The following is a 21,545-nucleotide window of genomic DNA, read 5'->3' as shown; positions in this document are numbered from 1 at the left end:
GCTAACGGTGGGCGGCTGATGCCGTTCCCGCCGCGCTGAGGTGAGGTCAGAAATTCCCGCCGCGTACGAAGCGCAGGATGCCGGCGGCCAGGGCGGCTTCCTGCTCGACGAAGCCGTGCGGCTCACGGCCCTCGCAGGCACCGAGATCGGGCGTGGCGAAGCGCGAGCCGGGGCCGCCGGTCACCACCGCCACCTGCTTGCGCGGGCTCGACGCGGCGGCGGCGATGCGGGCCAGGTTCGAGGACGGGGAGCGCAGGCATTTGTCGCCCTCGTGGCCCACCACCAGCAAGGGCAGGCGAATGCGCTCCAGCGGCAGGTCGAACACCGACTGCGAGGTCCAGGGCAGCGCCCCGCGCGATCCCACCGTCACCGGCGAGGTCAGCACCACGCCGTCCGCCGCCGCATCGCCGGCAAGGCGGCTTGCCGCATTGGCCGCCGAGATGGCGCCCCGGCTGGTGCCGACGATCCAGACCGGCGCGTCGATCCGTCGGCGCAGCTCGCGCACCAGGGCGGCGATCGCCGCTGCATGGCGCGGCTCGATGCGGTGGCCGCCCAGCCCGTCGCGGCCTTGAAACTCGGCGGGCGCGTCGGCCAGCGCGGTGGCGGCGCCGGCGGCGCGGAACAGCGGTATCGAACGGACGAGCGAGTTGCCGGCCAGGCTGCGCGGGCAGCCTTCGTCGTCCAGCCGCACCGCACCGGCCCCGCCCGGCAGCAAAATCAGCGCCGCTACCGGGGCAGCATTTTCAGGTACTGCAAGTGCGGCGCGGAAGCTGTCGCCGCCATCCCCGCTGATCTGCAGCACCTCGCCGCAGCGCGCGTCCGCCGCGCCCGGCAACGACAGCGCGAGCAGCGCCGCCAGCGCCAGCAAAAGAGTCCAGCCTTTGGTTTTGTGCATGACGCCAATATGCCCCACCCGGCCCGCCGCGGGAAGCCGTCAGGCTGGCATCCGCGCGCATCAGCCTTCAATCTCTGCCCCGACTCTTGCCGGGAGAGCGAGTGCCATGCATCCGATTGCCGTGACCGAGCATGTGGCGAAGTCGTCGCGCCACACCACCTTTTATCTGGCGGCCGGGCTCGAGGACGGGCCGCTCATCATTTTCGTGCATGGCTGGCCCGAGCTTTCGCTCAGCTGGCGGCACCAGTTGCCGGCCTTCGCCGCCCTCGGCTTCCGCGCCATCGCGCCGGACATGCGGGGCTATGGCCGCTCCAGCGTCTACGCCCGGCACGAAGACTATGCGCTGGAGCCGATCGTCGAGGATATGCGCGAGCTGCTGGCCCATCTCGGGCGCGAGCGCGCCGTCTGGGTCGGGCACGATTGGGGCAGCCCGGTGGTGTGGAGCCTGGCGAGCCACCATCCGGAGCTCTGCACCGCGGTCGCCTCGCTCTGCGTGCCGTACTGGACTCTCGAGCGCGGCCTCGACGCCGTGCTGCCGCTGATCGATCGCGCGATCTATCCGGAAGCGGAGTTTCCGGCCGGCCAGTGGGAATACATGCGCTTCTACGAGGAGAGCTTCGAGAAGGCGACCAAGGGTTTCGAGGCCAATCCCTACAACACCGTCAAGGCGATCTTCCGCAAGGGCAATTGGGAAGGCCAGTTGCGCCCCGCGCTGACCGCCTATGTGCGCAAGAACAGCGGCTGGTTCGGCGGCAAGGGCGCGGCGCCGGACGTGCCGCGCGACGCCGATGTGGTGACCGAGCAGGATCTTCGCACCTATGCCGCGGCGCTGGAGCGCAACGGCTTCTTCGGGCCGGATTCCTGGTACATGAACCACGAGGCCAATGCCGCCTATACCGCCAAGGCGCTGAACGACGGCCGGCTGGACATTCCGGTCCTGTTCCTCGCCGCGCGCTACGATTACGTCTGCGAGGCGGTCGCCTCCCGCCTGGCCGAGCCGATGGGCGAGAAATGCAGCGACCTGACAAGGGTCGTGATCAATTCCGGCCATTGGATGGCACAGGAAAAGCCGCTCGAAGTGAACCGGGCGCTGGTGCACTGGCTCGCCACCTGGGCGCCCACCGGCTGGCCGGTCGGCTGAGGGCGGCGGATGCATCTGGACAGGAGCGTCGCCGCGCTCCCTAATCTGGGCCAAGGCCGGTAAGGGCCAAGGAGGAATGCCCGTGAAGCGTCTCAAGTTCGGGGCCTTTCTGGCCCCGCACCATCCGGTCGGCGAGCATCCGGCCCTGCAGTTCCAGCGCGACCTGGACTTCGTCGCGCATCTCGACCGGCTCGGCTTCGACGAGTTCTGGTGCGGCGAGCACCATTCCTCCGGCTGGGAGATGATCGCCTCGCCGGAGATGTTCCTCGCGGCGGCGGCGCAGCGCACGCAGCGCATCCGCCTCGGCACCGGCGTGGTCTCGTTGCCCTATCACCACCCGTTCAACGTGGCGCAGCGCATCGTCCAGCTCGATTACATGACCGGCGGTCGCGTGCTGTTCGGCTCCGGCCCGGGCGCCCTGCCTTCGGATGCGCGTACATTCGGCATCGACCAGACCCTGTTGCGCGACCGCCAGGACGAGGCGCTCGGCATCATCGTGCGCCTCTTCTCCGGCGAGCGGCTCAGCTACAAGTGCGACTGGTTCCAGATCAACGACGCCCAGCTTCAGCTTCTCCCGCTGCAGGAGGAGATCCCGATGGCGGCCGCCTCGTCGATCAGCCCCTCCGGCATGCAGCTCGCCGGCAAATACGGCATGGGCGTGCTCTCCATCGCCTCGACCTCGACCGAGGGCTTGCAGGCCTTGCCGGTGCAGTGGGGCTTTGCCGAGGAAGCGGCGAAGAAGCACGGCAAGACGGTCGACCGGCGCAACTGGCGCGTCCTGATGTCCTGGCACCTCGCGGAATCGCGCGAGCAGGCGGAGCGCGAGGCGATCGACGGGCTGCAATGGTGGCACAACGAGTACAATGTCCGCGTGCTCGGCCGGCCCGGCGCGACCGCGGTGGACGACAAGCACGAGCTGCTGGCCCAGGTGAACGGCGCCCGCGGCAGCGGCGTCGGCGCCTCGGTGATCGGCACGCCGGATGACCTGGTGAAGGCGATCCGCGATCTGCAGAAAGTCACGGGCGGCTTTGGCGTCGTCATGGGCTTCGCGCATGACTGGGCCAACCGCGAGGCGACCCTGCGCTCCTGGGAGCTGTTCGCCCGCTATGTCGTGCCGGAGCTGAACGGCTATACGCAGAACCAGAAGGCCTCGGCCGAATACCTCGCCGCCAACAAGCAGGAGCTGATGACCGGCCGCGTCGCCTCCATCGTCGCCGCGGTCAAGGGCAACGCGACGGCGGAAGCCGCGATGGCCGTCACCATGCAGCAGATGCAGAATCAGGCGCAGGGCGGCGGGTGGCGTCCCGGCGTCGTTCCCTCGGCGGAGGACGCGAAGAAGGCCGGCTGAGTTCGTACAAGCAAGAAAGTGACGGAGGAAATATGCAGGCGTCAGACAACAAGGAAGCCGTGAACGGCGCGACGCAGACGGTCGACGTGGTGGTGGTCGGCGCCGGCTTCGCCGGCATGTACATGCTGCATCGCCTGCGCGGCATGGGCTTTACAGTGCGCGTGTTCGAGACCGGCAGCGGCGTCGGCGGCACCTGGTACTGGAACCGCTATCCCGGCGCGCGCTGCGACGTCGAGAGCATGCAGTACTCCTTCCAGTTCTCGCCCGAGCTGCAGCAGGACTGGGAATGGACCGAGCGCTACGCGCCGCAGCCCGAGATCCTCGCCTATGCCAATCACGTCGCCGATCGCTTCGACCTGAAGCGCGACATCCGTTTCAACACCCGCGTGACCGCGGCGCATTACGACGAAGGCACGGCGCGTTGGACCGTCACGACCGACCAGGGCGATCGCGTCTCGGCCGGCTTCGTGGTCATGGCGACCGGCTGCCTCTCGGCCTCCAACAAGCCCGGCATCAAGGGCATCGACAGCTTCAAAGGCGCGACCTACCACACCGGCCATTGGCCGCATGAAGGCGTCGACTTTTCCGACCAGCGCGTCGCGGTGATCGGCACCGGCTCTTCCGCCATCCAGTCGATCCCGATCGTCGCCGAGCAGGCGAAGCACCTCTACGTGTTCCAGCGCACGCCGAACTACACCGTGCCGGCGCGTAACCGCCCGCTTGATCCCGAATACAAGCGCGCCGTGAAGGCGGACTATCCCGCCATGCGCGCACGCGCCAAGACCTTGCCCGCCGGCATCGATCTCCGCATCAACATGCGCTCGGCGCTGGGAGTGTCGGAGGAGGAGCGCCAGCAAGAGTTCGAGCGGCGCTGGGCGGAAGGCGGCATCCCCTTCATGGGTTCCTATATCGACCTGCTGCTGAAGGCGGAGGCGAACGAGCTGGCGGCAAACTTCGTGCGCGACAAGATCCGCGCGATCGTCAAGGACCCGAAGGTGGCCGAGTTGCTGTCGCCCAAGAACGTGATCGGCTGCAAGCGGCTCTGCGTCGATACCGACTATTACGCCACCTTCAACCGGCCGAACGTCACCCTCGTCGATGTTAGCGAGACGCCGATCGAGGAGATCACGCCGACCGGACTCCGCGTTGCGGGGCGCGACTACGAGGTCGATGCCATCGTCTTCGCCACCGGCTTCGACGCCATGACCGGCGCGCTGCTCCGCATCGATATCCGCGGCCGCGGCGGGCGCCCGCTGAAGGACAAGTGGGCGGAAGGGCCGCGCAGCTATCTCGGCCTCACCATCGCGGGCTTTCCCAACCTCTTCACCATCACCGGCCCGGGCAGCCCGTCGGTGCTGACCAACATGCTGCCCTCGATCGAGCAGCATGTGGAATGGATCGCCGACTGTCTGGCCCATCTTCGCGCCCAGGGCCGCCGCGAGCTTGAGGCGACGGTCGATGCGGAGGAGGCCTGGGTCGGCCATGTTCGCGAGGTCGCCGGTGTGACGCTGCGCTCGACCTGCAGTTCCTGGTATGTCGGCGCCAACATCCCCGGCAAGCCGCGCATCTTCATGCCCTATATCGGCGGCTTCCCGGCCTATGTGCAGAAATGCCAGGACGTGGTGGCGAACGGCTACGAGGGCTTCGCCGTCGCCTGACCAGAATAAACGGAGGGAACATGACAACCATGACCAGGCCGGCGATGCAGCTGGCGCATGCGACCGCCGCCTCGGCGCCTTCCGTGCCGGGCCGGCGGCGCTTCTTCACCTATCGCGATCTCGGCGTCGGCGCCGCGAGCCAGGGCAAACTGCGCGCCCAGACCATGACGGCGATCGAGGGCATGACCGAGCCGACCGGCTGGCACTATCACACCTGCGAGGGCCAGTTCGTCTACGCGCTGAAGGGCTGGGTCGACCTGGAGTTCGAGACCGGGGAGACGATCCGCCTCGCTGAGGGCGAGTCGCTGTTCATTCCCGGCGGGCTCCGGCACAACGAGATCGCGACCTCCGACGATCTCGAAATCCTGGAGCTCTCGGTACCGGCCGATATGGGCACCGTCGCCTGCGCCAAGCCGGACACGCTGGCCTAACAAGACAGAATACCCAGCAGCATGCTGACGCCCACGCTGCGGCGCCAGGCGATCGTCATCGTCGCGACGCTCGCCACGGCTTACGTTGCCAGCCACTTCTTCCGCGCCGCCAACGCGACCATCGGCCTCGACCTGATGCGCGATATCGGCATCGGCCCGGAAGCCTTGGGCGCCCTGACGGGCGCCTTCTTCTTCGGCTTCTCGGCGATGCAGATTCCCTGCGGCATCCTGTTCGACCGCTACGGCCCGCGCCGCACGGTGTTCGCCATGCTGCTGATCGCCATCGCCGGCGGCACCGTGTTCACCCTCGCGCGCGATCCGACGACGCTGCTGGTCGGCCGGGCGCTGATGGGGGCCGGCTTCGGCGTCATGCTGATCGGCAGCATGGTGGTGATCTCGCGCTGGTTCCCGTCCGACCGCTTCGCCACGCTGTCCTCGATGGTGCTGTCGATCGGCCTGGTCGGCAACCTGATCGCCACCACGCCGCTGGCGCTGGCGAGCGAGACGGTGGGCTGGCGCACCGCCTTCGCCGGCATGGTGGTGTTCACCGCCATCGCCGCCATCGCGGTCTGGCTGATCGTGCGCGACGCGCCGCCCGGCCATCCCTTCCTCGCCCGCGAGCGGGAGTCGATCGCGAGCGTCGCGCGCGGCCTCACCGAGGTGTTCCGCAACCCGCAGCTCCCCTTCATCATGGCGCTCAACTTCTGCAACTACGCCTGCACCTTCACCATCCAGGGGCTGTGGGGCGGGCCGTATCTGCAGGAGGTGCACGGCCTTACCAAGACGGCGTTCGGCAACGTGCTGCTCGCCGCCGTGGTGGCCTACATGATCGGCCAGCTGGTGATCGGGCCGCTTGACCGGGTGTTCGACACCCGCAAGCGCATCGCCATCATCGGCACCCTGGTCATCGCCGGCATGAACGCGGTGATGGCGCTCACCCCGGCGCCGCCGCTCTGGCTCGCCGTGGGCGTGATCGTCGGCATCGGGCTGATCAGTCCGTCCAGCACCATGGTGCTGGCGCATGGCCGCGCCACCTTCGCCGACCGGCTGGTCGGCCGCGGCATCGCCACCCTCAACACATCGGTCATGCTCGGCGTGGCCTGCATGCAGTCGGTCTCCGGCTTCATCATCGGCGCCTTCGAGCGGCTGCCCGGCGGCGCCCGGCCGGAGATCGCGTACCGCACCCTGTTTGGCGTGTTGGCCGTGGTGCTGGTGGTCGCGGTCGCGGTGTACAGCCGCTCCAAGGACATCAGGCCGAGCGACGAGCTCAAGGCGCGCGCGGCGGCCTGAGCAGCAGGCCGGTCGCGATCGTCGCCGGCAGCGCTGCCAGGAAGAAGCCCCAGGAATAGGTGCCGGTCGCGCCCAGGATGGCGCCGAAGCCGAGCGGGAACAGCGCCATACCGGCGCTGCCGAAAGACAAGACGCCGCCGGTCGTGTTGCTGATCCGCTCGCGCGGCGCGAGGCGCGCCACCTCCGACAGCAGCACGCCGTGCCAGCTGACCGCGGTCGCGGTATAGGCGCAGCCGACAAGGATCACGGCGGTGAGCGACCAGGCGGCGCCGGTCAGGCCGAGCACGATCGAGGACAGGATCATGCCGATGCCGAGCCCCGCGAGGACGAAGCGCGGTGCGATGCGGCTGCCGATCCAGCCCCAGAAAATGCGGGCCGGGATGGCGATGCCCTGCGCCACCGAGAAGGCGAGGCCGGCGGTGGCGAGGTCATGGCCGAGCGGGCCGGTCAGGTAGATCACGAAGAACGAGGCGAACACCGACTGCAGCCCGACGAAGGCGAAGGCGGTGATGGCGAGCACCCGCAGCTCGCTCGTGCGCAGCACCTCGCGCAGCGTCTCCAGCACGGCATGGCCGGAGAACCGCGCCGTCGGGTCGCGCTCCTTGTCGAAGCCGGCGCGCAGCGGCTGCAGCGCCGCGGCAAGCGCGAGGCAGATCGCGGCGCCGACGATGAAGCCGCCGCGCCAGCCGAGCCATGCCACCGCCAGCGGCACGATCGCACCGGCGAGCATGGCGCCGACCGGCACGCCGGTCTGCTTGATCGAGAACAGCAGCGGCGCCAGATGCGGCGGGCTGAGCCGCGCCAGGATCTGCGAGCTGGCCGGGGTGGCCGGCGCGGCGCTGAGGCCGATCATGATTGCCGCCACGGCGATCAGGCCGAGCGCGCCGCTGGTGATCAGCAGCAATCCGGCGGCCATCGTCGCGAGGCAGACCTGGCTGATGCGGAGCGGGCCGTGCCGTTGGATGAACGGTCCGCAGGCGAGCTGCGAGCAGGCGCCGGCGGCAAAGGTGATGCCGGTGAAGGCGCCGACCAGTGCGGGATTCAGGCCGAGCTCGCGCGCCACCACCGGCGCCGAGACCGGCATGATCAGGCCCGCCATATAGGAGAAGGCCTGCTGCACCAGCATGGCGATGACGGCGATGGCGAGCGGGTTCACGACGGGGCGACGATGCAGAGCATGCCGAAAGGTAAGGCCGTGGGAGGGCGCTGCAAGCACTATGCCGCACAGCCGACCTCCTGCATGAATTCGTCGAGGAAACGGCGGAGCCGGGCGTGCCGCTCGGCGGCGAGCCTGGCGCCCGAACGGGTTTGAAATCCGGCGGCGAGGCCGAGGAGCTTGGTCTGGAAGTGGTCGATGGCGAAGCGCGTGTCGTCATAGGAGCGATGGCGCGCCTCAGGATCGGCGGCATCGTAGAGCGCGCTGCCCATCCGGCCCGCGATGTAGAAGCAGCGTGCGACGCCGACCATGCCGATCGCGTCCAGACGGTCGGCATCCTGCAGGATGCGGGCCTCCGGCGTCGTCGGCGCGATGCCGGCCGAGAAGCTATGCGCCTCGATCGCATGCGCGACCGCCGCCACGCGATCTTCCGGCCATTCGCGCGCACGCAACAGATCGGCCGCGCGCGCAGCGGCGAGCCGCGAGGCCTGAGCGCGCAGCGGCGAATCCTTCTCGACGCCGACACAGTCGTGCAGCAACTTTGCCGCCGCCAGGATCTCGCCGTCGCCGCCTTCTTCGGCGCTGATGGCGCGGACGTTCCCCCATACGCGCTGCAGATGGGCGAGATCGTGCGCGCCGTCGGTCGCCGCCTGCACCTGCGGCAGGAGCGCGCTGGCGAGCGCGGCGTAGGGCGCGAAGCTCATGCCGCACGCACCAGGTCGGCGGCCTTCTCGCCGATCATGATGCAGGCGGCGTTGGTGTTGCCGGAAGCCATGGTCGGCATGATCGAGCCGTCGGCGACGCGCAGGCCCTCGATGCCGTGCACCTTGAGACGCTCGTCTACCACGGCGTTCGGGCCCGGTCCCATGCGGCAGGTGCCGATCGGGTGATAGGCGGTCTCCGACTTCGCGCGCATCCAGGCGATGATCTCCTCGTCGGTCGAGACCTCCTTGCCGGGCGAGAATTCCTCGGCGCGGTAGGGGTCCATCGGCGGCGATTCCACGATGCGGCGCATGATGCGGAAGCCGTCGGCCATGGTGCGGCGGTCGATCGGATCCGACAGGAAGTTGAAGCGGATCGCCGGCTGCGCCTTGGGGTCGGATGAGCGGATGTGGATCGAGCCCAGGCTCTCCGGGCGGAGCTGATAGCAGGCGACGGTCATCGACGGGAAGGTCTGCAGCTTGCGCCGCTTCGGGTCCTTCACCGAATAGGGCACGAGATGCAGCTGGATGTCGGGCGAGGCGAGCTCCGACCGCGTCTTCAGGAAGGCGACCAGCGGCGCCGAAGGCAGGCTGAGGAAGCCGCCGCCGGAAGCGAGGTAATGCGCCACCTCGCGTAGCAGCCTGAGGCCGCGGGCACGATGGTTGTAGGACACCTCCGGCACCTTCACCTTCCAGATGATGCGGGCGGCGATGTGATCGCGGAAGTTCTCGCCGACCGCCGGCAGCGCGTGGCGCACCGCGATGCCGTGGCGGGCCAGCAGCTCCGGATTGCCGATGCCGGAAAGCTCCAGGATCTGCGGCGAGGAGACGCCGCCGGCGCAGAGCAGCACCTCGCGGCGGGCGCGCACTTCCGTCACCTGCCCGCCCTGCTCGTAGCGGATGCCGGTGCAGCGCCGGCCGTCGAGCGTGACGCCGAGGGTCAGCGCCTCGGTCACCACCTTGAGATTGGGACGCTGCATCGCCGGCTTGAGATAGGTGAAGGCAGTGCTCATGCGGCGGCCGCGCGAGATGGTCGCCTGGGTCTTGGCGATGCCTTCCTGGTCGCGGCCGTTATAGTCGTCGTTGCGGCGGAAGCCGGCATGGCCGGCCGCGGCGAAGAGGGCGTCGTAGAGCGGGTTCTGGTCCGGCACCACGCTCACCCGCAAGGGCCCGCCGGTCCCGCGATGCTCGCCCGATCCGCTCTCATAGGTCTCCATGCGGCGGAACAGCGGCAGCACGTCGTCATAGCTCCAGCCGCGATTGCCCATCTGCGCCCAGGTGTCGTAGTCGAGCGGCTGGCCGCGCACGAAGACCAGGCCGTTGATCGCGCTCGACCCGCCGAGCAGCTTGCCGCGCGGCACCGGGATCTGCCGGTTGCCGGTGCCCGGCTCCGGGTCGGAGAGGAAGCGCCAGTTGGCGCCGGGATGGTCGATCAAGAGGCCGAAGCTCGCCGGCAGCCGTGAATAGGGATGGCTTGCCTTGCCGGCTTCGACCAGCAGCACCTTGGCCTTGCCGTCCTCGGTCAGACGGTGGGCCAGCACCGCGCCCGCCGAGCCGGCGCCGACGATCACATAGTCGAACTCCTCCATCGCGCGTTTCCCCCCACTTCTTTTCGTTGAGCCCTCTCCTTCGTTGAGAGAGAGGGGAGCTGCTTACGCCGGCGCGGGAATGGCGCGCTGGTTGTACATGCGCTTGCGGATGCGGGCCTGTTCCTCGGGCGGCAGCTTGGTCACGTCGACCGAGAGGTCGCTGCCGACCGCCATGCCCTTCTGCACCGCGGGCCGCGCGCCGAGCTCCTCGAACCAGCGCTTGAAGTGCTTGAACTCCTCGATGTTCTGGCCCTGGAATTTCCAGTTCACCGTCCAGGGGTAACAGATCATGTCGGCGATGGTGTACTCGTCGCCGGCGAGATAGCGGCGGTCGGCGAGGCGGTAGTTCAGCACGCCGTAGAGGCGGTTCGCCTCGTCGCCGAAGCGCCGGTTGGCATAGGTCTGATCGCCCTCGCGATCGCCGAGGCGTAGGAAGTGGCCGACCTCGCCGAGCTTCGGGCCCTGGTTGGCCATCTGCCACATCACCCATTGCGTGACTTCGTACTTGCCGCGCGGATCCTGCGGCCAGAACTTCCCGGCCTTCTCGGCCAGGTACATCATGATGGCGCCCGACTCGAACACGCTGATCGGCGCGCCGCCGCCCTTCGGCTCCGTATCCACCATCACCGGCATGCGGTGGTTCGGGTTCATCTTGAGGAACGGCGTCTCGAACTGGGCGCCCTGCTGGATGTTCACCGGCACGATCTTGTAGGGCATGCCCAGCTCTTCCAGCAGGATGGTCACCTTCTTGCCGTTCGGCGTCGGCCAGTAGTGCAGCTCGATCATGTGCTCTCCCCTCGGTTAGAAATGCCTCGCGAGCTATCTGGTTCGGCTTGCGTCCTTGGTCAATCGCGCGTCCACCGCACTCAAGATCTCGTCATTGTGCTCGCCGAGCTTCGGTGAATCCATCCGCGGCACCGGCCGCTGGCGATCGAAGGAGATCGGCAGGCCCACCACCTTGGCGCCGCTCTTCGGCAGGGTGCGCATCACGTCCATCGCCTTCAGCTGCTCCGACTGTGCGAGCTCGCCGACGTCGTTGACCGGCGCGCAGGGCACGCCGGCCTTCTCGATCAGGGCCATCCATTCGGCGCGCGTGCGTTGCTTCAGCACCGGCTGCATGGTGGCGACCATGGCGGCGCGGTTCTCGGTGCGCTTGCGCCCGTCGGCGAAGCGCGGGTCCTGGCACCATTCCGGATGGCCCAGCACCTGGGCCAATTTGACGAACAGACGGTCGTTGCCGGCGGCGATGCAGATCGGCCGGTCGGCGGTGTCGAAGGTCTGATAGGGCGTCAGCACCGCGCTCGCCACGCCGTGCCGCTTCGGCACCGTGCCGTTGAGGAAATAGCTGTGCAGCCCGCCGGAGACCCAGCTCGCCGCCGTCTCGAACAGGGAGGTGTCGATGACGCAGCCCCGGCCGGTGGAGTTGCGCTGTTGCAGGCCGGCGAGCGCGCCGATCACGCACCACATGCCGGTGGCGGCGTCGTTGATCGCCGGCGCGGCGAAGGTGGGCGGATCGCCCTCGCGCCCGTTCATCAGCAGCAGGCCGGAATAGGCCTGCAGCAGGGGATCGAAGCCGGGCGCCATACGCAAGGGCCCCTGATAGCCGAAGGCCCAGATCGAGCAGTAGATCAGCCGCGGGTTCGCTGCCAGCAGCGCCTCCGGCCCGATGCCGCATTCCTCGACGATGCCGGGGCGCAGGTTCTGGATCAGAATGTCGCTCTCGGCCGCCAGCGCCTTGATGCGCGCGATATCGGCCTTGGACTTGATGTCGAGCGTGACCGACTTCTTGTTCCGGTTGTTGGCGCGGAACATCAGGCTGTCGCCGTCGATGAAGGGCGGGCCCCAGAGGCGGGCGTCGTCGCCGCCATCCGGCTTTTCCACCTTCACCACCTCGGCGCCCATATCGCCGAGGATGGCCCCGGCCAGCGGGCCGGCATAGGCCTGGCCGATCTCCAGAACCTTGATGCCCTTAAGCGGTTGGGTCATGCGCTTCCTCAGGTGAAAAGTTGTTCATATTGGCCCCGGGGCGCTGTCTTGGGACTTGTGGGGCGGATTCCGAGTTGCCTATAGTGTGACGTCGTCTTCAACAAGGAAAGGAGGTGATCCAGTGTCTCATTGTCATCTGCGGCCATCGCTTGCCGGGACCTGGATTGTCGCCGCGGAGTTCCACTCCGCCTGAGCGACGCTCCGGTCCTGTTCGAGGGCCGCGAGGTCTGACAATGGAAGGGCCGCCCGCAGGGGCGGCCCTTCTTCGTTTGGGCTAGGATTTGCGTGGGTGTGTAGGGGAGTGAAGCGATGCCAGGACGGGATGCGATCCGCGGCAGGATCATGACGGTGCGCGGGCCGATCGAGCCCGCGAAGCTCGGCGCGACCCTGATGCACGAGCACGTGCTGTGGGACATCACCCGCCCGAAGATGCGGGGCAGCAACGACCAGGGGCCGGAGATCAGCCTCGACAACGTCTGGCAGTACAATTACGGCGAGATCAGCCATCCGCGGAACTATCACTTGGAAGACGTGGCCGTCGCCATCGACGAGGTTGCGCGCATGCGCGATGTCGGCGGCGGCGCCATCGTGGAGCTGACCTGCGGGGGCTTGCGCCCCGATCCGCTCGGCCTGATGGCCGTCTCCGAAGGCACCGGCGTCAACATCGTCATGGGCTGCGGCCATTATGTCGAGCCGTACCAGGACCCGCGCAATCACGACCGCTCGGTCGACGACTTCGCGAGCGAGATGATCGGCCAGGTGATGACCGGCGCCTGGGGCACCCCGGTCCGCGCCGGCATGATCGGCGAGATCGGCTGCAGCGCGCCGTGGACGGCGCTGGAGCGCCGGGTGATGCAGGGCGCGCTGATCGCGCAGGCCGAGACCGGCGCCGCCATCAACGTGCATCCCGGCCGCGATCCCGACCAGCCGCAGGAAGTGGCGGATTTCATCCGCGGCCAGGGCCGCGATCTCGACCGCGTGGTGATCAGCCATATCGACCGCACCATCTTCGACACCGATCGTTTGCTGAAGCTCGCCGATACCGGCGTGACCATCGAGTTCGACCTGTTCGGGCAGGAGAACTCGTTCTACGCGCTCTCCGACATCGACATGCCGAACGACGCGCATCGGCTGCGGCATATCCGTTCCCTCATCGACCACGGCCACCTGGATCGCGTCGTCATCTCGCACGACATCTGCTACCTCACGCGGCTCACCCGGTTCGGCGGCCATGGCTACGGCCACATCTTCCGCAACGTGGTGCCGATGATGCGCCGCCGCGGCTTCACCGACGACGAGGTGGACGCCATCCTGGTGCGCAATCCGCGCCGGCTGCTGACCTTCGTGTAGGCAGTCTCGTTTCACCACGGAGGACACGGAGAGCACGGAGGCACGCGGAGACAGCTCCTCCCCCAACTTGTTGGGGGAGGCTGGGAGGGGGTTTTTGTGTTTTGCTCATCCGTGGCGCGAGGGCTGAGGAAAAACACAAAAACCCCCACCCAAACCCTCCCCCGGCTTCGCCGAGGGAGGGCTTCACTCGGCGGCCTGTGCCATTGCAGGTTCGGGCTGCGGCAGGTTGCGGATCTCGGCCATGACGTCGGCGATCGCCGGGCCCATTGCGGGATCGATGTCGAGCAGGTGGCGGACGAAGCCGAGCACATCGATGCGCGGTGGCGCCGGCTGTGGTGCGGGCTTGGGGGCCGGCTCTGCGATCGGCGCCGCCGCTTGCTGCGCCGTTTCCGTCATCGCCTCGGAGAGGTCGAGCGCGCGGCCGATGGCGCGCTGGGCGACGAGGGCGGTGGAGACGAGGCCCTGCTCCAGCGCGAGGTCGCGCAGGCGCTCCAGCCGGTAGCGATGCGCGCGCAGCGGGTCGAGGCCTTCGCAGAGCGGCATCCGCGACGGCGCATCGGTTCCGCGGCGCATCCGTTCCTCGAGCCGGCTCTCATAGACGCAGACATCGCCGTTGGCCTGGGCGATCAGGCGGAGATCCTCGAGCTCGGCCAGCGCCTTGCGGGCGCCCCGCACCGTGATGCCGTGGCGGCGGGATATGCGGTAGGACCAGCTCTTGTCGCGGTCGTCCTCGGGGAAATCGACCGGGTCGTCGGCGCGGTCGAGCATCACCTCGATCAGGGCATGCCGCGCGGCGGGGCCGAGCGCGCGGTCGGCATTGACCTTGGCGACCAGGATCAGGGTGGCCGTCTCGGGCATGCCGAGCGAGGCCTCGTCCTCATCGGCGGCGGATGGCGTGCGGCGCATCTGTTCCTCGGTCGTCAGCGCCTCGCCGCGGCGCATCTGTTCCGCCAACACCCGCCCCAGCGCCCGCTCGGCCGAGACGGCGGTGGCGATCCGCTTGGCCGCCACCGCCCGGTCGCGCAGGCTCGCCAGCATGGCGACATGCTCCGCCCGGCTCGGGTCGGCGCGGGCCTCGGCGAGGAAGGCCCATTCGCGGGCGAGCTCGGGCTGCTCGGCGGGATCTGTTGGCGGCCCCTCGCCGGGGCGGAAGAAATGCCCGTTCGGCCGCAAGGTCAGGCAGAGCTGCTCGACCAGTTCGGCGATCGCCTGCCGCACCGTCCGCTCGGCCAAGGCCAGGTGCCGCGCCAGCGCCCGGACCGGCGGCCGCTCCGGCAGGATGAACGGATCGTCCGCCGCGACGCTGAGCGCGACCAGCACCTGCTTGGCCGCCGGGGTGAGGGCGGGATGGCGCACGGCGCGGAGCACATGCTCCCGGCGGTAGAGGTAGGACCACTCGGCCAGCGAGCGCTTCCGGGGAATATGGGCATCGGACATGGCGGCTTCCATTATGAAATGACGTATGATACAATAAATATGCACCAGAAGCAATATTAGCCGTCAGAGACTAAAGCCCCCTCTGCCCTTAGGGCGGAGGGGATTTAGGGGAGGTGGGCCATCCGCCGGCAGAACGGCTGACTTCCGACGACCGCCGCGGAGACGAGATATCATCCTCCAATGCCGCAACCTCGAGGCCGAACACGCCGCGCACAGAAACTCCGGCGCGATGCGACGGAAGCCGAAACGCTGCTATGGAATCTGCTGCGGCGGAAGATGCTCAACGGTCACAAGTTTCGCCGGCAACACCCGATCGGCCCCTATGTCGCCGATCTTGCCTGTCCTGGCGCACGGCTCGTCATCGAGATCGATGGCGGACAGCACGCCGAAGAAAAACGTGCCGCCGACGAGCGGCGCACGCAGGATCTGATGTCGCGAGGCTGGCTGGTCATTCGATTCTGGAACTACGACATCCTGACGAACCTGGACGGCGTGGTGCAGGAGATCGAGCGCGTGGTCGGCTGATCGGGCGATTGGGAGCCGAGATCGTCGAGAAGCGGCACGCCCCACCTCTCCCAAACCCTCTCCGCCCCTGAGGGGCAGAGAGGGCTTTCACTGCCTCACCGCCGCTCGAAATCGATCCGCTCGTCGACCGGCAGGCCGGCGAGATGGCGCCTGAGCGCGTCGAGGGCGAGTTCGGCGGCGCCGATGCGGACCCAGTCGCGGCCGCCGAGCAGGCGGGCCGGGCGGGCGAGGGCGGTGGCGGCGTCGGCGATGCCGATGCAGATATTGCCGCCGAATTCGAGCCGGTCGGCGCCCTGGTCGAGATCGATCAGCACGGCGAGGGCGTGGCTCGCGTCGCTCGACGCCCGCAGCGCGCGGGCGACGGCGATGGCAGCCTCCGGCGTCGCCGCCGAATGCGAAGGCGCGCCGGTGCTGCGGCAGAGCTCGTCCAGGTCGCGCGCCACCACGCCGCGGCGGAACACGCGCTCGGCGCCGTCGAGCGGCGCGATGCGCGCGGCGACGGTGCCGCCGGTGAACATCTCCGCCACGGCGAGCGAGCCCTGCAGCTTCGCCAGGCTCGCGAGCAGGTTGCCTTCGAGGGTCTGCTCGTCCTCGGCGATGATGAAATTGCCGAGGCGCTGGCGCACCGCCGCCTCCACCGGCGCGAGATCGCGGTCGAGGCCGGCCTGGTCGGCGCCGCGGGCGGCGAGCTTGGTCTCGAGCTGCGGGTAATGCGCCTGGAAGCCGAGCTTGACGCCGCCGCCTGGTGCCAATGCCTCGACGCCCGACAGCATCTCGTCGGCGCGGCTCTCGCCGATGCCGAAAGTGTGGAAGCGCTTGAGGCGCGTCACGCTCTTGCGGCCGCTCTGCGCGAGCAGGCGCGGGATCACCTGCTCGTCCAGCATGCGGCGCAGCTCGCGCGGCACGCCGGGGGTGAAGAAGAACCGCGTCTTGCCGATCGTCACCGCGAAGCCGCAAGCGGTGCCGATCGGGTTGTCGATCATCTCCGCGCCCTCGGGCAGCATGGCCTGCTTCCGGTTGTTGGGCGGCATGACGCGGCCGCGGCGCTGGTAGAATTCCAGCATGCGGGCATGCCAGCCTTCGTGCAGCACGAGCTCGACGCCGGCGGCCTGGGCGGCGATCTCCTGCGACAGGTCGTCGACCGTCGGCCCGAGGCCGCCATTGACGATCACCGCATCGGCGCGCGTGGCGGCCTGGCGGAACGCGGCCAGAAGCGTCTCGCGGTCGTCGCCCACCGTGGTGCCCCAGCGCACTTCGAGGTCGAGATCGCCGAGCCGGCGCGCCGTGTGGCTGTAATTGGTGTTGATGGTCTTGCCGGTGAGGATCTCGTCGCCGGTGCAGATGACCTCGATCAGCATGCGTTCCGCCCTGTTCTCCGATGTTCCTGTGTAGCAGGCGCGACCCGCGCCGTCAGCGCAGGCTATAATCACCTGGCATTGAACAACTGGATCTCTCGGGCATGGCAAAGCTTCCCCGCGTCGCGGTGATCGGCACCGGCGGCACCATCTCCTCCATCGGGCATGACAGTCTGGATGTGCTGAACTATTCGGACACCGGCAAGAAGATGGAGTCCGACGCGCTGGTGGCGCGCTTCCCGGAGTGCGCATCGGTCGCCGACGTTCTGCCGATCCGCTATTCGGCGGTGCCGAGCCCGGCGATCGGGCCGAAGCAATGGCTGGAACTGCTCAAGCTGATCCACGACACGGCGGCGCGCGAGCCGGACCTTGCCGGCTTCGTCGTCACCCACGGCACCGCGACATTGGAGGAGACCGCCTATTTCCTGCACCTCGCGCTGAAGATCGATTTGCCCGTCGTGCTGGTCGGCGCGCAGCGGCCGGCCTCGGCGCTCGGCACCGATGCCGGCATGAATCTGGTCGGCGCGCTGCGCGTCGCCGGCAGTGCGGCGGCGCGGGGCAAGGGCGTGCTGGTCTGCCTGAACGACGAGATCCAGTCCGCGCGGGACGTCGCGAAAACGTCAACCCTGCGCCTGCAAACCTTCCGTAGCCCGGATTTCGGCGCGCTCGGCCATGTCGACGGCGATGGCGTGTTCTTCTACCGCGCGCCGACACGCCGGCATGCGCCGGACACCGAGTTCGACCTCGCCGGGATCGCGGAGCTGCCGCGGGTCGATATCGTGCTCTCCTATGCCGGGGCGGATGCGACGATGGTCAATGCGGCGATCGCCGTCGGCGCCAAGGGCATCGTCTCCGCCGGCTTCGCGCCGGGCATGCCGACGGTGCTGGAGCGCGCGGCGCTGGAAGCGGCGGCGAAGGACATCGTGGTGGTGCAGTCGAGCCGGGTCGGCAGCGGCCGCGTCACCCCGCGCAACTACCTGCGCTCGAAGGGCATGCTCGGCGCCGACAGCCTGACGCCGCAGAAGGCGCGCATCCTGCTGATGCTGGGCCTGACGTGCACGCAGGACAAGGCGGAGCTCGCGCGCATGTTTCAAGAGTATTAGCCGGGCATTGCAGCGATGGGCATTATCGATAACACCCTTGACCGGAGGCCGCGCCATCCACGAGGATGATGCCCCGTCGATCAAGCGACCGCGGCCACCGGTGTGGCCGAAGCATAAAAGGCGATGGCGCCGTCTGTCGGCAGCTGTCGAGTGCGTCAGCAGCAGCCGAAGCACAGGGGGGAGATGGTCATGACCACGATCCATTCGTTGCGCCCGCTCGCCATCGGGCTCGCCATGTCGCTCGCCACGGCCTTCACGGCCCAGTTCACCGCCCAGGCCGCCGACATGACGATGGGCAATGTCAATCCGCCGAAGCACGGCACCTCGCTCGCCGCGCAGGAATTCATCGACAAGCTCGGCCAGGCCTCGGGCGGCAAGATCAAGGTGACGCACCACCATTCCGGCGCGCTCGGCGGCGAGCGCGAGGTGGCGCAGCAGATCCAGCTCGGCGCGGTCGATTTCGGCCCGATCACCACGGCGCCGCTCTCGACCCTGGTGCCGGAGCTGTCGGTGTTCCAGCTGCCCTATATCTTCCGCGACTACGACCACGTGTTCAAAGCGCTGGACGGTTCCGACACGCTGACCGGCTATTACGCCGGCGTGCTGGACAAGAAGGGCTTCAAGCTGGTCGGCTTCATCGCCGCCGGCTATCGCGGCATCTACGGCCATCACCCGATCAACAGCATCGCCGACGTGAAGGGCAAGAAGGTGCGGGTGCAGGAGGACAAGATCCTGGTCGCCACCTTCAAGGCGCTCGGCATGATCTCGACGCCGATCGCCTTCCCCGAGGTCGCGACGGCGCTGCAGACCAAGGTGATCGAGTTCGCCGAGGGCGGCGTCAACACCTTCTACCACAACAAGTTCTACGACATCGTGAAGTACGTCGCCGATGTGCGGCACACGCATCAGGCGGTGGCGCTGGTCATGTCGAAGGCGTCGTGGGCGAAGCAGGACGCGGCCGGGCAGAAGGCGATCAACGACGCCTGGATGCAGGCACGCACGTTCAATCGCAAGTTCATCCTGGACGAGGACAAGTCGATCCAGGATCAGGTGAAGGCCAAGGGCGTCACCATCACCAAGCCGGATGCGGGCCCGTTCCGCGACGCGACCAAGAGCGTCTACGAGGAGTTCTACGCCACGCCCGCCGGCAAGGACGCCAAGAAGATGGTCGACTTCATCCTGGCGGTGAAATAGCGCCGCATGGCGGCCGATCCGGAGGGCCCGGCCGAACCTGAACGGGGCGGCATCTGGGGCCGCGCCTATGACGGCCTCGGCCATGTCGGCGGGATCATTCTCGCCGTCATGACCGCGGCGGTCTTCATCCAGGTGGTGCTGCGCTTCCTCGGCCGGACCGGCATCGACGGGCTGGAGGAGGTGCCGCGTTATCTGTTCGTCTGGCTGATCATGATCGGCGCCGCGGCGGCGATGCAGCGCGGCGAGCACACGGTGCTCGACTTCTTCATCAACCTGCTCGGGCCGCGCTCGCGGGCGCTGGTGATCGCCTTCACCACCGTGGTCGGCATCGCCCTCTTCGTCTATCTGATCAAGCTCAGCTTCGTCCTGGTGCCGAACGCGCAGCTGCAGACCAGCGCCGGTCTGGAACTGCCGCTCGGCTATGTGTTCGCCGCCATTCCGGTCGGCGCCGTGCTGATCATCCTGCCCATGCTCCGCCAGCTGGTCGCCGCCGTGAGGAGCCTGTGGCAGAAACGCTCCTGATCGTCTTCGTCGTCTTCATCCTGCTCGGCATGCCGATCAGCATCGCGCTGGGCGTCGGCGCGCTGGCTTCCGCCATGCTCTATCCGGCGCTGAACCCGATCATCATCCCGACCCGCTTCGTCGGCCTGATCTCGGATTCCTACCTGCTGCTGGCGGCGCCGCTGTTCATCCTGGCCGGCAATATCGCGGCGCGCGGCGGCGTGGCGCGGGTGATCATCGATCTGGCGACCGCCCTGGTCGGCCGGTTCCGCGGCGGCCTGGCCTATGTGAACGTTGCCGACAGCATGTTCTTCGGCGGCATCTCCGGCTCCGCGGTGGCCGACGTCTCGGCGCTCGGCACCTTCCTGATCCCGCAGATGGAGCGCAAGGGCTATGACCGCGACTTCGCCACCGCCCTGACCATCGCCACCGCTGTCGTGGCGCCGATCATCCCGCCCTCGATCATCGCGGTGATCTATGCCTGGATGGCCGACCAGTCGGTGGCGGCGATGTTCGCCGCGGGCGTCATCCCGGGGTTCCTGATCGGCATCGGCATGGCGGTGCCGGTCTTCGTCATCGCCCGCAAGCGCAACTACCCGAAGGAGCCGCCGCCGAGCCTGCCGGAATTCATGCGCGTGCTGTGGGCGGCCGCGCCGGCGCTGATGATCCCGGTGATCATCATGGGCGGCATCATCTTCGGCCTGTTCACGCCGACCGAGGCCGCAGCGGTGGCGGTCGTCTATGCGCTGATCGTGCCGCCGATCTTCTACCGCCAGCCGGCCTTGCGCGAGCTGCCGCAGATCTTCGCCGATTCCGCCCGGCTCTCCGGCGTGATCGGGCTGATCATCGGCTTCGTCGGCGCCTTCGGCTGGGTGCTGACCTACTCCAAATTCCCGCATCAGGTGGCCGAGGCGATCGCCGCCATCGCGCCGCACTGGACCCTGTTCATCTTCATGGTGATCGCGCTCTACATCCTGCTCGGCACCTTCCTGACGCCGTCGGAGATCATCCTGGTCAGCGTTCCGGTGCTGCTGCCGGTCGCCCAGGCCTCCGGCGTCGATCCGATCCATTTCGGCCTGGTCTGCGTCATCGCCTCGGCGATCGGCCATATCACCCCGCCGGTCGGGCTCTGCCTGTTCGTCGGCATGGCGATCTCAGGCCTGCCGATGGAGAAGCTGGTCAAGCCGCTGCTGCCGTTCCTCGCCGCCATCGTCGTCGTGCTGCTGCTGATCGCGGTGCTGCCCGAGCTCACGCTGTTCCTGCCGCGCCTGCTCGGCTTCGCGCAGTGAGCCATCGAATCATATGACCGCCGCTGCCGTCCTGGCGTAGCCTGGGACGGCCATGACGATCTCCGCGCAACAGCTTTTCGCCGTCGCCGCCGACCTGCTGGCGGGACGTCCCGCCGATGCCGCGGCGGAGCCGGAAGCGCGGCGGCTGCTGGTGCGGCTCGACTATCTCGGCGACGATGCCGCGACGACGGCGCCGGCAGCGGAGATCGACCGCCAGGCCGCGCTGCTCCGCGCCGCTGCGCGGCTCAAGCGCGTCTTCGCGCTGCATCCGCGCGCCGCGCCGGGCCTGGTGTTCCTGGGCGGCGAGGCCGATCCCGCGGCGCTCGGCCCGGCCTATGCCGGTGCGCCGGTCGGCAGCCTCGCCGGCTCCGGCACCAGCCTGCGCGCGGCCTTCGAATCCTGCATCGGCGAGGGCGTCGAATATCTGTCGCAGTTCGAGGCGCCGGGCGAGGTGCTCGCCGAGGCGCCGCCGGACCTGCCGCGCATCGACCCGTTTCCCGGCTGCGAGCCGGGCGCCTGGCCGGCCGCCTCGCGCGGTTGGGTGCGCGCCCGCCGCCTCGGCGACGACCAGCCGGTGCTGCTGCCGGCGGAGCGCT

The 21,545-nt window shown here is 68.5% G+C and carries 19 protein-coding genes and 1 pseudogene; 12 read left to right on the top strand and 8 right to left on the bottom strand.

Annotated features, from left to right (window positions below; translation table 11 throughout):
• Window positions 1–46: 46 nt before the first annotated feature.
• Window positions 47–895: an alpha/beta fold hydrolase gene (locus DT074_RS07050; RefSeq protein ID WP_162914690.1), complete on the bottom strand. Its 849-nt coding sequence runs from the start codon at window positions 893–895 to the stop codon at window positions 47–49.
• A gap of 106 nt (window positions 896–1,001) precedes the next feature.
• On the opposite strand from DT074_RS07050, the gene DT074_RS07045 reads away from it, so the two are divergent.
• The 5 genes from DT074_RS07045 to DT074_RS07025 all read left to right on the top strand — a co-directional run bounded on the left by DT074_RS07045 (window position 1,002) and on the right by DT074_RS07025 (window position 6,763).
• Entirely contained in the window at window positions 1,002–2,036 is a 1,035-nt protein-coding gene (locus DT074_RS07045; protein WP_119419124.1) for an alpha/beta fold hydrolase, read from the top strand.
• Window positions 2,037–2,118: 82 nt separating this feature from the next.
• Window positions 2,119–3,384, top strand: coding sequence for an LLM class flavin-dependent oxidoreductase (locus tag DT074_RS07040; protein WP_119419187.1), 1,266 nt, complete (start codon window positions 2,119–2,121; stop codon window positions 3,382–3,384).
• 32 nt (window positions 3,385–3,416) lie between these two features.
• Window positions 3,417–5,042: a flavin-containing monooxygenase gene (locus tag DT074_RS07035; RefSeq protein WP_119419123.1), complete on the top strand. Its 1,626-nt coding sequence runs from the start codon at window positions 3,417–3,419 to the stop codon at window positions 5,040–5,042.
• A gap of 20 nt (window positions 5,043–5,062) precedes the next feature.
• Complete coding sequence (locus DT074_RS07030) at window positions 5,063–5,473, top strand: cupin domain-containing protein (protein ID WP_119419122.1); 411 nt, start codon at window positions 5,063–5,065, stop codon at window positions 5,471–5,473.
• A 21-nt stretch (window positions 5,474–5,494) separates the two neighbouring features.
• The gene (locus DT074_RS07025) at window positions 5,495–6,763 is read left to right on the top strand and encodes an MFS transporter (protein ID WP_119419121.1); all 1,269 of its coding nucleotides are present in this window, start codon (window positions 5,495–5,497) and stop codon (window positions 6,761–6,763) included.
• Here DT074_RS07025 and DT074_RS07020 read toward each other — a convergent pair.
• The 5 genes from DT074_RS07020 to DT074_RS07000 form a co-directional block, all read right to left on the bottom strand.
• Complete coding sequence (locus DT074_RS07020; protein ID WP_119419120.1) at window positions 6,741–7,919, bottom strand: MFS transporter; 1,179 nt, start codon at window positions 7,917–7,919, stop codon at window positions 6,741–6,743. The genes DT074_RS07025 and DT074_RS07020 overlap by 23 nt on opposite strands.
• A gap of 59 nt (window positions 7,920–7,978) precedes the next feature.
• Window positions 7,979–8,623: an HD domain-containing protein gene (locus DT074_RS07015; RefSeq protein ID WP_119419119.1), complete on the bottom strand. Its 645-nt coding sequence runs from the start codon at window positions 8,621–8,623 to the stop codon at window positions 7,979–7,981.
• Entirely contained in the window at window positions 8,620–10,209 is a 1,590-nt protein-coding gene (locus DT074_RS07010) for a GMC family oxidoreductase (RefSeq protein ID WP_119419118.1), read from the bottom strand. Before DT074_RS07010 ends, DT074_RS07015 begins: the two co-directional genes overlap by 4 nt.
• Window positions 10,210–10,272: 63 nt before the next feature.
• Entirely contained in the window at window positions 10,273–10,995 is a 723-nt protein-coding gene (locus tag DT074_RS07005) for a glutathione S-transferase family protein (RefSeq protein ID WP_119419117.1), read from the bottom strand.
• A gap of 33 nt (window positions 10,996–11,028) precedes the next feature.
• Complete coding sequence (locus tag DT074_RS07000) at window positions 11,029–12,195, bottom strand: CaiB/BaiF CoA transferase family protein (RefSeq protein ID WP_119419116.1); 1,167 nt, start codon at window positions 12,193–12,195, stop codon at window positions 11,029–11,031.
• 309 nt (window positions 12,196–12,504) lie between these two features.
• On the opposite strand from DT074_RS07000, the gene DT074_RS06995 reads away from it, so the two are divergent.
• Window positions 12,505–13,545 (top strand): phosphotriesterase family protein, encoded by a 1,041-nt coding sequence (locus DT074_RS06995; RefSeq protein WP_119419115.1) that lies wholly within the window; start codon window positions 12,505–12,507, stop codon window positions 13,543–13,545.
• A gap of 183 nt (window positions 13,546–13,728) precedes the next feature.
• Here the strand turns inward: DT074_RS06995 and DT074_RS06990 are convergent, their stop codons facing one another.
• Entirely contained in the window at window positions 13,729–14,982 is a 1,254-nt protein-coding gene (locus DT074_RS06990) for a hypothetical protein (RefSeq protein ID WP_162914689.1), read from the bottom strand.
• A 180-nt stretch (window positions 14,983–15,162) separates the two neighbouring features.
• Between DT074_RS06990 and DT074_RS06985 the strand changes: the two genes are divergently transcribed.
• Window positions 15,163–15,507 (top strand): endonuclease domain-containing protein, encoded by a 345-nt coding sequence (locus DT074_RS06985; RefSeq protein ID WP_119419113.1) that lies wholly within the window; start codon window positions 15,163–15,165, stop codon window positions 15,505–15,507.
• 95 nt (window positions 15,508–15,602) lie between these two features.
• On the opposite strand, the gene DT074_RS06980 is transcribed toward DT074_RS06985, so the two are convergent.
• Entirely contained in the window at window positions 15,603–16,865 is a 1,263-nt protein-coding gene (locus DT074_RS06980; RefSeq protein WP_119419112.1) for a CinA family nicotinamide mononucleotide deamidase-related protein, read from the bottom strand.
• 101 nt (window positions 16,866–16,966) lie between these two features.
• On the opposite strand from DT074_RS06980, the gene DT074_RS06975 reads away from it, so the two are divergent.
• The 5 genes and pseudogenes from DT074_RS06975 to DT074_RS06955 all read left to right on the top strand — a co-directional run.
• Window positions 16,967–17,965 carry an asparaginase gene (locus tag DT074_RS06975; RefSeq protein WP_119419111.1) on the top strand — a complete coding sequence of 333 codons (999 nt, stop codon included), beginning with the start codon at window positions 16,967–16,969 and terminating at the stop codon, window positions 17,963–17,965.
• 189 nt (window positions 17,966–18,154) lie between these two features.
• On the top strand, window positions 18,155–19,159 hold the full coding sequence (locus DT074_RS06970) for a TRAP transporter substrate-binding protein (RefSeq protein WP_162914688.1): 1,005 nt from the start codon (window positions 18,155–18,157) through the stop codon (window positions 19,157–19,159).
• 6 nt (window positions 19,160–19,165) lie between these two features.
• Window positions 19,166–19,681, top strand: coding sequence for a TRAP transporter small permease (locus DT074_RS06965; RefSeq protein ID WP_119419109.1), 516 nt, complete (start codon window positions 19,166–19,168; stop codon window positions 19,679–19,681).
• Complete coding sequence (locus tag DT074_RS06960; protein ID WP_119419108.1) at window positions 19,663–20,949, top strand: TRAP transporter large permease; 1,287 nt, start codon at window positions 19,663–19,665, stop codon at window positions 20,947–20,949. Before DT074_RS06965 ends, DT074_RS06960 begins: the two co-directional genes overlap by 19 nt.
• Window positions 20,950–21,001: 52 nt before the next feature.
• Window positions 21,002–21,545: pseudogene (locus tag DT074_RS06955) on the top strand (hypothetical protein); the annotation flags it as partial.

Source organism: Desertibaculum subflavum, from assembly GCA_003576705.1.
Lineage (GTDB): Bacteria > Pseudomonadota > Alphaproteobacteria > Ferrovibrionales > Ferrovibrionaceae > Desertibaculum > Desertibaculum subflavum.
This window is presented reverse-complemented; position numbering and strand designations above follow the sequence as displayed.

Coding starts and splice junctions, on each gene's coding strand:
- DT074_RS07035 (WP_119419123.1), top strand. CDS start 3,417: ATGCAGGCGTCAGACAACAAGGAAGCCGTGAACGGCGCGACGCAGACG.
- DT074_RS07050 (WP_162914690.1), bottom strand. CDS start 895: ATGCACAAAACCAAAGGCTGGACTCTTTTGCTGGCGCTGGCGGCGCTG.
- DT074_RS07030 (WP_119419122.1), top strand. CDS start 5,063: ATGACAACCATGACCAGGCCGGCGATGCAGCTGGCGCATGCGACCGCC.
- DT074_RS07010 (WP_119419118.1), bottom strand. CDS start 10,209: ATGGAGGAGTTCGACTATGTGATCGTCGGCGCCGGCTCGGCGGGCGCG.
- DT074_RS06985 (WP_119419113.1), top strand. CDS start 15,163: ATGCCGCAACCTCGAGGCCGAACACGCCGCGCACAGAAACTCCGGCGC.
- DT074_RS07025 (WP_119419121.1), top strand. CDS start 5,495: ATGCTGACGCCCACGCTGCGGCGCCAGGCGATCGTCATCGTCGCGACG.
- DT074_RS06965 (WP_119419109.1), top strand. CDS start 19,166: ATGGCGGCCGATCCGGAGGGCCCGGCCGAACCTGAACGGGGCGGCATC.
- DT074_RS07005 (WP_119419117.1), bottom strand. CDS start 10,995: ATGATCGAGCTGCACTACTGGCCGACGCCGAACGGCAAGAAGGTGACC.
- DT074_RS06980 (WP_119419112.1), bottom strand. CDS start 16,865: ATGCTGATCGAGGTCATCTGCACCGGCGACGAGATCCTCACCGGCAAG.
- DT074_RS07015 (WP_119419119.1), bottom strand. CDS start 8,623: ATGAGCTTCGCGCCCTACGCCGCGCTCGCCAGCGCGCTCCTGCCGCAG.
- DT074_RS06995 (WP_119419115.1), top strand. CDS start 12,505: ATGCCAGGACGGGATGCGATCCGCGGCAGGATCATGACGGTGCGCGGG.
- DT074_RS07045 (WP_119419124.1), top strand. CDS start 1,002: ATGCATCCGATTGCCGTGACCGAGCATGTGGCGAAGTCGTCGCGCCAC.
- DT074_RS06990 (WP_162914689.1), bottom strand. CDS start 14,982: ATGTCCGATGCCCATATTCCCCGGAAGCGCTCGCTGGCCGAGTGGTCC.
- DT074_RS06975 (WP_119419111.1), top strand. CDS start 16,967: ATGGCAAAGCTTCCCCGCGTCGCGGTGATCGGCACCGGCGGCACCATC.
- DT074_RS06970 (WP_162914688.1), top strand. CDS start 18,155: ATGACCACGATCCATTCGTTGCGCCCGCTCGCCATCGGGCTCGCCATG.
- DT074_RS07000 (WP_119419116.1), bottom strand. CDS start 12,195: ATGACCCAACCGCTTAAGGGCATCAAGGTTCTGGAGATCGGCCAGGCC.